10 protein-coding genes are annotated in these 12,129 nt (G+C 59.0%); 1 reads left to right on the top strand and 9 read right to left on the bottom strand.

Translation table 11 applies throughout. The features are described from left to right. Window positions 1–62: 62 nt before the first annotated feature. From AO726_RS01060 to AO726_RS01030, 7 genes are all read right to left on the bottom strand, one after another. Window positions 63–884, bottom strand: a complete 822-nt coding sequence (locus AO726_RS01060) for an SDR family oxidoreductase (protein WP_058066197.1) — start codon at window positions 882–884, stop codon at window positions 63–65. A gap of 286 nt (window positions 885–1,170) precedes the next feature. Next, entirely contained in the window at window positions 1,171–3,159 is a 1,989-nt protein-coding gene (locus AO726_RS01055) for an acetyl/propionyl/methylcrotonyl-CoA carboxylase subunit alpha (RefSeq protein ID WP_058066196.1), read from the bottom strand. An 89-nt stretch (window positions 3,160–3,248) separates the two neighbouring features. Continuing rightward, window positions 3,249–4,046, bottom strand: coding sequence for an enoyl-CoA hydratase/isomerase family protein (locus AO726_RS01050; RefSeq protein ID WP_058066195.1), 798 nt, complete (start codon window positions 4,044–4,046; stop codon window positions 3,249–3,251). A gap of 250 nt (window positions 4,047–4,296) precedes the next feature. Beyond that, the gene (atuD, locus tag AO726_RS01045) at window positions 4,297–5,457 is read right to left on the bottom strand and encodes a citronellyl-CoA dehydrogenase (protein WP_058066194.1); all 1,161 of its coding nucleotides are present in this window, start codon (window positions 5,455–5,457) and stop codon (window positions 4,297–4,299) included. 48 nt (window positions 5,458–5,505) lie between these two features. Further along, window positions 5,506–7,122, bottom strand: coding sequence for a geranyl-CoA carboxylase subunit beta (gene atuC / locus AO726_RS01040; protein ID WP_058066193.1), 1,617 nt, complete (start codon window positions 7,120–7,122; stop codon window positions 5,506–5,508). Window positions 7,123–7,127: 5 nt separating this feature from the next. Continuing rightward, on the bottom strand, window positions 7,128–7,991 hold the full coding sequence (locus tag AO726_RS01035; protein ID WP_058066192.1) for an SDR family oxidoreductase: 864 nt from the start codon (window positions 7,989–7,991) through the stop codon (window positions 7,128–7,130). A 156-nt stretch (window positions 7,992–8,147) separates the two neighbouring features. Continuing rightward, entirely contained in the window at window positions 8,148–9,935 is a 1,788-nt protein-coding gene (locus AO726_RS01030) for an acyclic terpene utilization AtuA family protein (protein ID WP_058066191.1), read from the bottom strand. A 239-nt stretch (window positions 9,936–10,174) separates the two neighbouring features. Between AO726_RS01030 and AO726_RS01025 the strand changes: the two genes are divergently transcribed. After that, window positions 10,175–10,798: a TetR/AcrR family transcriptional regulator gene (locus AO726_RS01025; RefSeq protein ID WP_058066190.1), complete on the top strand. Its 624-nt coding sequence runs from the start codon at window positions 10,175–10,177 to the stop codon at window positions 10,796–10,798. A 185-nt stretch (window positions 10,799–10,983) separates the two neighbouring features. Here the strand turns inward: AO726_RS01025 and AO726_RS01020 are convergent, their stop codons facing one another. Next, on the bottom strand, window positions 10,984–11,214 hold the full coding sequence (locus tag AO726_RS01020; protein WP_058066189.1) for a hypothetical protein: 231 nt from the start codon (window positions 11,212–11,214) through the stop codon (window positions 10,984–10,986). Between the two features lie 8 nt (window positions 11,215–11,222). Beyond that, window positions 11,223–12,116 carry an RHS repeat domain-containing protein gene (locus tag AO726_RS21555; RefSeq protein WP_446737401.1) on the bottom strand — a complete coding sequence of 298 codons (894 nt, stop codon included), beginning with the start codon at window positions 12,114–12,116 and terminating at the stop codon, window positions 11,223–11,225. Window positions 12,117–12,129 lie beyond the last annotated feature (13 nt).

Raw genomic sequence — 12,129 nt, 5'->3', positions numbered from 1 at the left:
GGCGGTCTGCTCTTGCAAGAGATAAACCCTGCAAGGGCAGACTGCGCAATTGGCTAACGCGTTTACTCCACAAACAAATCCGTCATCAGCTCACCGCCATTTGGGTCGTAGCGGTATTGGTCGAAGTCGGTGACGCCTTGCTCTGCGAGGATTTCATCATCGATCAGCAGGCGGCCTGTCAGGCTGCGGCCGCTGGTGCTCAAGATGGCGTAAGCCGCATCGGCCATGATCGCCGGCGTGCGGGCATTTTTGAAAACTTGTGGCCCCCCCAACTCGAACTCAATGGCCGCTGTGGCAATCACCGTGCGCGGCCACAGCGAGTTGACACTTACGCCGTGCTTCTTGAATTCCTCACTCATGCCCAAGGTCAGCATGCTCATGCCGTACTTGGTCACGGTGTAAGGGCCGTACTGGGCGAACCATTTAGGATCGAGGTTCAGGGGCGGGGAGAGGTTGATGATGTGTCCGCCGCTTTGCTTGAGATAGGGCAACGCGGCCTGGCTGCAGACCATCACGGCGCGGGTGTTGATCTGGTACATCAGGTCAAAGCGCTTGGGTTCGAGCTTTTCCACGCCCACCAGTTTGATGGCCCCGGCGTTGTTGATCAGCGCATCAATTCCACCAAAGTGCTCGGCGGCCTTGGCCATGGCGGCGCGCACGGCTTCTTCATCGCGAACATCGAGTTGGATGGCCAGCGCTTTGCCGCCTGCGGCTTCCACTTCGGCTGCGACAGAGTGGATGGTGCCGGCCAGTTTCGGATGGGCTTCGGCGCTCTTGGCGGCGATTACGATATTGGCGCCATCAGCGGCTGCCTTAAGGGCGATTTCACGGCCAATGCCGCGACTGGCTCCGGTGATAAACAGGGTTTTACCTTGCAGTGACATATAAGCCTCCGGTGCTTTTTATTGTTTACGCGATGGGTCAAACCAACATCAGGGCACCTCTAAAAACTACCTACGTTGCCATCACTGCGTTAAAAACACGCTCAAAATGCTCATTTACACCACGTAAACTGCGCTTTTTCGCCTGTTTTTGCCTTGTGTTGACTGCCTTGCCTACGTTTTTAGAAGTTTCCTGCAAAGGTATGCGGTTAAACGAAACAGCCCCGCCGCAGCGCTGGTCGAAACCAGTACCGGGGCGGGGCCAGGCAGGGCCGGGGAGGTTCACGAATCAGGCTTCGTCTGCTTCGATCTCCACCAGCAGTTGGCGATTCTTAACCTGATCGCCTTTGTTCACACCGACGCGGCGGACGGTGCCGTCCACGCCTGCTTTAAGCGGATGCTCCATCTTCATGGCTTCCAGCACGACCAGCAGCTGGCCTTTGCTGACTTTGGCGCCTTCTTCCACCAGCACATCGACGATTGCACCATCCATCGGTGCCTTCACCGCGCCGCTGCTGGCGGCGTTCTGGCCACCGGCCGGTTCGTGGGTGACGTCGATCAGCTCCAGATTACCGAAGTGGCCGAACAGCCAGACTTTGTCGCCATCCAGATGGTACGCCTGACGACGGCGCACGCCATCTTGTTCCAGCGTCAGCCAGCGGTCATCGCTGTTGAGCAGTTTCAGCTCAACTTGTGCTTCACCCACTTGGGCGCGCACATGTGCTTGTGCACCGCTGCCGAGAACGTCGAGTTCGACGGTAAACTTCTGCTCGCCCTGTTTCAGGGTGAAGCGCCATGGCGCGCTGCCAGCACTGCGCCAGCCAGCCAGACCACCTTGGTGCGCATTGCTGTTGGCGGAAGCTTGATAGAGCAGGGCGGCGGCAATGGCCAGTTCGTTGGCTGCCGGGGCTTGCGGGGTCAGGCTTTCGTCGCTAGCGAAGTGCTCAGCGATAAAGGCAGTGGTGGCGTTACCGGCAGCGAATTCCGGGTTGGCCAGCAGGTTAGCGAGGAAGCGCTGGTTACCGTTAACGCCCAGCAGCACGCAGTTTTCCAGGGCACGAACCAGCTTGCGGCGGGCGTCCTCACGGGTTGCGCCGTAAGCGATGACTTTGGCCAGCATCGGGTCGTAGAACGGGGTGACTTCCTGACCTTCCACCAGACCGTGGTCGATACGCACGCCATCCAGTAGCTCAGGCTCCCAGCGCAGCACGCGGCCGGTTTGCGGCAGGAAGTTTTTAGCGGAGTCTTCAGCGTACAGACGCACTTCCATGGCGTGGCCGGTGAGCTGGATTTGCTCCTGCGTCAGCGGCAGCGGCTGGCCCTCGGCAGCACGGATTTGCCAGGCCACCAGGTCTTGCCCGGTTATCAGCTCAGTAACCGGGTGCTCTACCTGCAAGCGGGTGTTCATTTCCAGGAAGAAGAACTCGCCGCTGGCATCCAGCAGGAATTCCACCGTACCGGCACCCACGTAGTTCACGCTGGCAGCAGCTTTAACCGCGGCTTCGCCCATGGCTTTACGCAGCTCTGGGGTCATCACCGGGCACGGCGCTTCTTCAACCACTTTCTGGTGGCGGCGCTGTACGGAGCAGTCACGTTCACCGAGGTAAACGATGTTGCCGTGCTGGTCGCCGAATACCTGAATTTCCACGTGGCGCGGACGGATCACAGCGCGTTCCAGAATCAGCTCGCCGGAGCCGAAGGCGTTCTGTGCTTCGGAGCGGGCGGTGCGGATTTGTTCCTGCAGCTGGCTGGCTTCGTGGACCAGACGCATGCCGCGGCCACCGCCACCGGCGCTGGCTTTGATCATCAGCGGGTAGCCGATGCGGCCAGCTTCGGCGATCAGGGTTTCGTCGTCCTGCGCGGCACCTTCGTAGCCCGGAATGCACGGCACACCGGCTTCGAGCATGGCGATTTTCGACAGGCGCTTAGAGCCCATCAGGTGGATCGCTTCCACGGTCGGGCCGATAAAGACGATACCGGCGGCCTCACAGGCGCGGGCAAAGTCAGCGTTTTCCGAGAGGAAGCCGTAGCCGGGGTGGATGGCATCCGCGCCGGTCTTTTTCGCCGCAGCGATGATGTTATCGATCACCAGATAGGACTGGTTGACCTGCGCCGGGCCGATGCATACGGCCTCGTCGGCAACCTGTACGTGGCGCGCCCCGGCGTCGGCTTCGGAGTACACCGCCACGGTGCGGTAGCCGAGGTCCTTGGCGGTGCGCATTACCCGGCAGGCGATCTCGCCGCGGTTGGCAATCAGAATCTTATTGAATGCAGCCATTTTATCGTTCTACTCCTGCCGTCTAATCCACGCGGGGATTTACGTGGGTGGATCAGGGATGAGCGATCCACCGTGCGATCTTTATCGGTTTATTGCGCCCACTTGGCGGCACGTTTCTGCATAAAGGCCATGGTGCCTTCGATGCCTTCCGGGCCGGTCACTGCGGCGGCAAACTGCTCGGCAGCGCGATCCAGCAGGCTGCCCAGAGCTTCTTCTTCGGTATCCAGAATCAGCGCTTTGGTCAGAGCGTTGGCCTGTGGCGCGCACTGACGAACCTGACCGATGACTTCAGCCAGACGTTGCTCCAGAGCGCTGTCGCTGTTTTCGCAGTAGTGCACCAGACCCAGCCGCAGGGCTTCTTCACCGTTGAAACGGGCCGCCGTCAAAGCCAGACGGCGTGCCTGTGTCAGGCCCACGCGCTTGACCACGAAGGGGGCGATTTGCGCCGGCAGAATGCCGAGGGTGGTCTCCGGTAGACCAAATTTGCAGGCGCTGTCGGCAATGGCAATATCGCTGATGCAGGCCAGACCGAAACCACCGCCCAGCACGGCGCCTTCCAGTACGGCGATGACCACCAGCGGCGCACGTTGGAACTCTTCCAGCATGGCACCAAAGGCGCGGTTCAGTTCGCGGTAAGCGTCGCCGCCTTTGGCGCGGGCACCGGCCATGTCTTTGATGTCGCCACCGGCACAGAAGTGGCCACCGGCGCCACGCAGTACCAGCGCGCGCACGTCGGCCTGTTGGCTAACGTGAGCCAGCACGGCGCGCAGCTCATGCACCATCGCCAGGCTCATGGCGTTACGGCTGTCCGGACGGTTGAGGGTGACGTGCAGCACGCCGGCCTCAAGGTTCAACAGCAGTGTTTCGCAATTCGGTAATTCAGCCATTGCAGGCTCCTCAAATCATTCGCCTAACGCACTTCGTCTGTATCTGTGGGCGTTTTGTAGAGTGGATCGGGGCGCGCAGCCGTCGCTTTTTACATCCACCGTGCAATCTCAATGGTGGATCGGTGAAGCGTGATCCACCCTACATCACAGCCTGTAGGGTGGATCGGGGCGCGCAGCCGTCGCTTTTTACATCCACCGTGCGATCTCAATGGTGGATCGGTGAAGCGTGATCCACCCTACACACAGCCCCTTAGCCTTTCTTCTTGCCGGGCAGGGTGCCCATCATTTTGCAGATGATGCCGAGCATGATTTCGTCCGCACCGCCGCCGATGGAAACCAGACGCACGTCGCGGTAAGCGCGGGAGATCGGGTTGTCCCAGGTGAAGCCCATGCCGCCCCAGAACTGCAGGCAGCTGTCGGTCACTTCACGGCCCAGACGACCGGCTTTCAGCTTGGCCATGGAGGCCAGCTTGGTTACGTCGCGGCCTTTGATGTACAGCTCGGTGGCTTGGTACACCAGTGCGCGCAGGGCTTCGATTTCGGTCTGCAGCTCAGCCAGACGGAAGTGCACGTACTGGTTGTCGATTACCGGCTGGCCGAAGGTGTGGCGCTGGCGGGTGTATTCGATGGTCTGATCAACGCACAGCTCAAGGCCTTTGATGATGTTGGCCGCACCGAACAGACGCTCTTCCTGGAACTGCAGCATCTGCATCATGAAGCCTGCGCCTTCGTGGCCGATGCGGTAGCGTTGCGGTACGCGCACGTCATCGAAGAACACCTGAGCGGTCTCGGAAGAGCGCATGCCGAGCTTCTCGATGTGCGGGCTGAGGGTGATGCCCGGCGTATTCATCGGTACTACGATCAGGGATTTGTTGACGTGTGGTTTGTCATCGCTGGTGTTGGCCAGCAGGCAGATAAAGTCGGCTTGCGGGCTGTTGGTGATCCACATTTTTGCGCCGTTGATGATGTAGTCATCGCCGTCTTTGCGTGCAGTGGTTTTCAGGCCGGCCACGTCGGAGCCTGCGCCCACTTCAGATACACCGATACAGCCGATGGCGTCACCGGCGATAGCTGGTGTGAGGAACTCTTCACGCAGCGCGTCGGAGCCGAAACGGGCCAGCGCCGGGGTGCACATATCGGTCTGTACGCCGATGGCCAGTGGTACGCCGCCGCAATGGGCGGTGCCGAACTCTTCAGCAGCCACTACGGAGTAGCTGTAGTCCAGGCCCATACCGCCGAATTTTTCTGGCTTGGAGATGCCCAGCAGGCCCAGATCGCCGGCCTTTTTAAAGATCTCGCGCATCGGGAAGCGGCCGTCTTTTTCCCACTCTTCGACGTACGGGTTGATCTCTTTGTCGACAAAGTTTTTGACCGTGCGGCGCAGTTCTTCGTGTTCTTGAGTGAAGTTCATCGTTGTTATTCCTTCTTTCAAATTGGTCAGTTCGAGACTGCGGTTCGGTTACAGACGGGCCACACCAAAGGTGCTGGCTTTCAACGGACGCACACGGGCTTCGTCGCAGATGTCGAGCAAAAAGCCCAGCAGTTTGCGGGTGTCACGCGGGTCGATCAGGCCGTCATCCCACAGGCTGGCGGTGCCGTACAGCGCGGTGGACTGGCTGTCCAGTTTCTGCGCAGTGACTTGCTCCAGCATGTCGAGCATTTTCGGGTCGGCTTCTTTGCCTTCTTTTGCATGCTTGTCTTCGGTGACGATGCGCAGCACCTTACCGGCCTGCGCGCCACCCATCACGGCGGTGCGGCTGTTCGGCCAGGCGAAGATAAAGCGCGGGTCCAGACCACGGCCGCACATGGCGTAGTTACCGGCACCGTAGGAGCCGCCGACGACGATGGTCAGCTTCGGTACGGTGGCGTTGGCCACAGCCTGAATCATTTTCGAGCCGTGCTTGATCACACCGTTCTGCTCGGACTCAGTGCCGACCATAAAGCCGGTGGTGTTGTGGAAGAACAGAATCGGCGTGTTGCTCTGCTCGCACAGCTGAATGAACTGCGCCGCTTTGGCCGCGCCACGCGGAGTGATCGGGCCGTTGTTGCCGATAAAGCCGCACGGCTGACCTTCGATTGCAAGGTGGCCGCACACGGTCTGGCTGTCGAACTCGTTTTTAAAGTCGAGGAACTCAGAGCCGTCAGCGATGCGGGCGATAATTTCGCGCACGTCGTAAGGCTTTTTCGCATCGTTCGGCACGATGCCCAGCAGCTCTTCAGCCGGGTACAGCGGCTCGCGCCAGGTCTTCTGCGGGCGAGTCGGCAGTTGAGCATTCCACGGCAGCATGCCGAGGATTTCACGGGCCAAGCGCACGCCGTCGGCATCGTTCTCAGCCAGGTATTCAGCAGTACCGGCAACCTGTGCGTGCATCTCTGCGCCACCCAGTTGCTCGTCAGTGGCGATTTCACCGGTCGCGGCTTTCAGCAGAGGCGGGCCAGCGAGGAACATTTTCGCCTTGCCGCGTACAACCACCACGTAGTCAGACAGACCCGGCTGGTACGCACCACCGGCGGTGCTGGAACCGTGCACCACCGTAATTTGCGGCAGCCCCATGGCTGACATGCGCGCCTGGTTGGCGAAGCCACGGGCACCTTCAACGAAGATGTCTGCGGCGTAGTTCAGGTTGGCACCGCCGGACTCGGCCAGGGTCACCACCGGCAGTTTGTTCTCGAAGGCAATCTGCTGCAGACGCAGGGACTTCTTCAGACCGGTCGGGGAGATGGTGCCGCCTTTAATGGCGCTGTTGTTGGCCAGCACCAGGCAACGGATGCCAGAGATGTAGCCGATCCCGGCGATGATGCCGCCACCGGCCATGCTGCCGTCTTTATCGTCGTGCAGCTTGTAACCGGCCAGGGAGGACAGCTCAAGGAACGGCGCGCCCGGATCGAGCAGCAGGTTCAGACGTTCGCGCGGCAGCAACTGACCACGGCGCTCAAACTTGGCTTTGGCTTCGTTAGCCTTATCCAACACCTTTTGTTCGACTTCACGGAAGCTCTGGATTGCAGCGAGCATGGCATCACGGTTCTGGGCGAAACCTTCGCCGTGAACGTCAATTTCCGACTGGATGACTGGCATCAGATTTACTCCTTGAACACTTCAGGCAAATAGGCCCGGTGGAAACCGTTATAGGACTCGCTGTTCTTCGCTTTGCCGAGGGTCCAGGCACGGGTGCCCTGGCTGGCGGCACCATCAATGCGGATGGTGTTGCCGCTGATGAAATTAGCGCCGGGGGAGAGCAGGAAAACGATGGCCGCAGCAATCTCGGATTCGGTGCCAATGCGCTGCAGCGGCACGTGATCCTTGAGGTTGCGGATCATGGTTTTCATCGACTCCGGATAAGTGTCCATGCCACTTGAGGCGACCCAACCCGGCGCTACGGCGTTAACCCGCACACCGGCGTGGCCCCACTCGTAAGCGGCGGTCTTGGTGAAGTTCTCCATGCCGGCGCGAGCTGCACCGGAGTGGCCCATGCCCGGCATGCCGCCCCACATGTCTGCGAGCATGTTGACGATGCTGCCGCCATGCTTGCTCATGCTTTGCATAAACACTTCTTTAGCGATGAGGAAGCCACCCACCAGATTGGTACGCACCACGGCTTCAAAGCCTTTCTGGTTGATGCCAATCAGCGGGGCAGGGAACTGGCCGCCGGCGTTGTTGACCAGATGATGAATCTGCCCGCGCTCGGCGATGATCGCCTTGACCATGGCCTTGACCGCTTCTTCATCGCGGATATCGCAGGCGTGGAAGCTGACTTCACCGCCGTCTTCACGGATTTCTGCGGCGGTGTTTTCCAGCTTCTCCAGTTTGCGTCCTACCAGCACCACGTGTGCGCCCAAATGGGCCAGCTCGTGAGCTACGCAGCGACCAATGCCGCTGCCGCCACCGGTGACCACGATGGTCTGGCCGCTGAACAGGCCCGGCTTGAAGACTGAGTCATATGCCATTGTTGTTTTTGTCCTATTCATAAGGCAGAAGCCATGTCAGGTGTCTTCCGCCAAAAGCTGGTGGATGAATAAAGCGTCATCCACCCTACACAGTGTTCGTCAGTCCCGTAGGGTGGATCGCGTTTTATCGATCCACCAATAAGGGCAACACCAGCCTTACAGGCTCGCCGCCAACTCTTTAGGTACCGCTACCGGGAACTCCAGCAACTGCTGAGCAAACGCCTTGCCTTGCGGGTCGATGCGCAGGGAGGCAACGCCGCCGCCGCCCAGTGCGTTTTCCAGCAGGAAGTTCAGGCTGTTAGTGCCAGGCAGATGCCAGCGGCTGACTTTGCTCTTGCCGCCTTCAAGGGTGTGGCCCATCCACTTGGCTACTGCGCTTTCAGTCAGCGCTGCAGCAATCCACGGCAGGTATTCGGCTTTGCGCGCCATCACACCGATGTTGCTGTGGTTGCCTTTGTCACCCGAACGGGCCACGGCCAGTTTCACCAGCGGCACGGTCACATCGCCCTGGCCTTGCGGTTGGGCTACGGCCACATCAGCGCCGATCAGCTCAGCGTTGTAGGCAGGGAGTTCAGGCAGGCTAACCGGTGTGCGCTCGCCGTTGATTTCCACTTCCAGGTTGCACGCGCTCTTGTCAGCGAGGAAGGAGAACAGGCGGATGATCGGGTAAACCGTCGGGCGGCCGCCGACGATGCCGGTCAGGCCCGGAGCCATACCGGTCGAGGCTTGGGCGATCTCGCGGGAGAACAGCACCAGTGCTTCCTTCTTGGCGTGGCTGACGGCCAGTTTCACGATCACTTCGCGGGTGTCTTTGCGCTGGCCTTGCGGGCCGTAAGTGGCCTCGGTGCCGAGCAGCTCAATGTTTACGTCGCGGTAAGGGCCCCAGCCGCGCTCGATAAACATTTCCTGAGTCTTATTGATGATCGCCTGGCTCACGCGCTCGGCCTTGGCCACGGCGTCGATACCGGCCAGCAGGCAGCTGGCGGTGCAGCGGAAACCGTCCGGGTGAGTGGCGCTGACTTTGTATTGGTCGGTCGGCGGCAGGCCTTTAGCGCCTTTAACCGATACAACGTTCTCAGCGACTTGTTCGAGTTTTACTTCGCTGAAATCGCAGATCACGTCGGGCAGCAGGTAAGCGCGTGGGTTGCCGATTTCATAGAGCATCTGCTCGCCCACGGTGAATGGCGTGACCAGACCGCCAGTGCCTTCCGGCTTGCTGATGGTGAAACTGCCATCTGCGCTGGCTTCAATAATCGGGAAACCGATGTGCTCGTAATCCGGTACGTCGCGCCAGTCGGTGAAGTTACCGCCGGTGCTTTGTGCGCCACATTCAACCAGGTGACCGGCCAGTGCGGCTTGGGACAGCTTATCGAAGTCGCTCCAGCTCCAGCCGAACTCATGCACCATCGCACCGCTGACCACAGCGCTGTCGACCACGCGGCCGGTGATGACGATGTCAGCGCCCTGATCCAGCGCAGCAGTAATGCCCGGCGCGCCGAGGTAAGCGTTCATTGATACGCAGAATGGCGGCAGCGGGTTGCCGTTAAACATCTCTTTAGTACCGGCCTTGGCCAGCTCGCCCAGCTTCGGCTGCAGGTTGTCACCGTGCAGCACGGCGATCTTCAGGCTTACACCCGCTTTTTCGCAGGCAGCGGCCATGGCGGCTGCGCAAGCAGTCGGGTTAACGCCACCGGCGTTGCTGATCACGCGGATTTTTTTCTCGGCGATCTCGCCCAGCAGGGGAGCCAGTACTTCAACGAAGTCCTTGGCATAGCCTTCGTCCGGCTTCTTCATTTTCGCGCCAGCCATGATCGACATGGTGATCTCGGCCAGATAGTCGAAAACCAGATAATCAATGGTGGCACCGCGCACCAGTTGGGCAGCAGCAGTGGAAGTGTCGCCCCAGAAGGCGGAAGCGCAGCCGATGCGTACTGTTTTTGTCATTGGAATAAGCCCGCAGCACAGGATTAAGGTGAAATGAAGGCTACCAAGCAAGCGCTTGGTTGAAAAGACCCTGTTTGTGTTTCTTTGTTAAAAATGTGCCAAGCGCTTGCTTGGTTGGTCTGTAGCGCATAAATTCCCCTGCAATTTGCGTATATGTCAGTTCTATGGCACGGAATTCGGGCACTTGAGCCGGTTTTAGCGTGGTTTAACTGGCGCATCAGGATTTTGGAGAAGACAAAGTGGACGATCAGAAAGCCCAGGCCGTGCTGCAGGAGTTGGTCAGTGGCGGGCAAATCACCGACCCGGAAAGTGCCCGCGGTAAGCTGCTGCAAACCGCCGCGCACCTGTTTCGCAGCAAGGGTTACGAACGCACCACCGTGCGTGACTTGGCCAGTGCGGTAGGGATTCAGTCCGGCAGCATCTTCCACCACTTTAAAAGCAAGGACGAAATCCTCCGCTCAGTGATGGAAGAAACCGTCCGCTACAACACCGCCCTGATGCACGCCGCCCTCGCCGAAGCCAGCGACCTGCGCGGCCGCGTATTGGCGCTGATCCGCTGCGAACTGCAATCGATTATGGGCGGCACCGGCGAGGCCATGGCCGTGCTGGTTTATGAATGGCGCTCGCTGTCAGAAGAAGGGCAAGCCTTTATCCTTGAACTGCGCGACCAGTACGAACAACTTTGGCTGCAAGTGCTCACCGAAGCCAAAGAAGCCGGCTTCGTCAAAGCTGACCCCTTTATCCTGCGCCGCCTGCTAATGGGCGCACTGAGCTGGACCACCACCTGGTTCCGCCCCGAAGGCCCGATGCCGCTGGATCAGTTGGCGGAAGAGGCCCTGCATATGGTGTTGAAAGAAGGGTGAGGTAGGTTTAGGGGATATGTAGGCGCTGCATCAACTTGAACGCTGTGCCGGCCTTACCTGACACCTTGAACCGAAAAAGCCTGAACGGCCTGCTGGTAAAGTTGATACGGTTTATGATGATCCCAGAGACGCGATGACAGAGCACTATGCAAATAGCGCTCTGTCTCTCATGGCATATCTCTCAGTTAGATATCTCTGGCAATCAGTTCAATTTCTTCGTCTAGCTCAGGGTAGTGAAGTAGCCCAGAGTCTTTCGTAAGTATAAGCAAGCCGGTTTTTAGGTATGCCCAATCATCTGCGGAGTAGCCATGGGAATAGGAGTTGGTTTCAATAATTCCTACCACTACGCCTAAGTCCCCAGCATCAACTCTGACTTGATCGCCGACCTTAATTTCCTCTCCAGTTACATATTTCATAATGGGCCTCAGTTGGCGAAGTGCTCCATTGGCACTGCAGTTGCTGGGAGCTGCTCTGGCTTTAGAACGTAACTCTGCTTCTGCCAGAAGCATTGGCAGTTATTTGGGTTCTGGTGCGCAATGAACATGTTGTGATGGGAGCCGTAAACGCCATGCTGCATTTGGTCGTCTGGAATAACGTCAAGCGGTCTATATCCCAAGGTGCCAACGGGAATAATTCTTCCGCTAACAGTTCTGCATGGCGGGCAGGTTTTGGGGCAATTCTTGGTTTCTGTCTCGGTACTAGTTTGTGGGGTAGAGCCGGAAATAGATGCGGTAAGCACCGCCCCTCCCAACAGCCCACCCATCGTCCAAAAACCTGCGCCGGCGGTAGCACTTGTTCCGGCCCCTCCCAGGGCTCCAAGCCCCAAGAACCAGACTAGCCTCCCATCAGGGTCGAAGTTATTGATCGGATTCTGGTAGGCGTACCCATAGGTATTCAAGCCGCCCTTGAGCCCAATCGGGTCGCTCTCGACATAGCGCCCCGTCTGCGGGTCGTAATCCCTGAAGTAGTTGTAGTATAGCCCGCTTTCACTGTCGTAGTACTGCCCTGGGAAGCGCAGATTAATTGCGCTCAGGCCGCTGCCAGAGGTTTCAATTGCAATTCCTTCACCAAACGCATTGGACTTCCAGCGCCAGACTTCTTGGCCTGCATGGTTAGTAGCCAGCCGTGGTGTGTTGAGGTGGTCGGCGTGCAGGTAGAAGGCGGTGGTTGCGGTCACAGCGCCCAATGCATCGTAGTTAATGCTCAGGCCGCCGATAGGCAGGCTGTCGAGCCACAGGTAGTACTGGCTGCTGAGTTTTGTGCCGGTGTTGGTGTAGTGGGTATCAGAAAAGAAAGTGGGGGATAAAGCACCATGCAACTTACTCGCACGC

It is taken from the genome of Pseudomonas sp. TTU2014-080ASC, from assembly GCF_001446935.1.
Classification (GTDB): domain Bacteria; phylum Pseudomonadota; class Gammaproteobacteria; order Pseudomonadales; family Pseudomonadaceae; genus Aquipseudomonas.
This window is presented reverse-complemented; position numbering and strand designations above follow the sequence as displayed.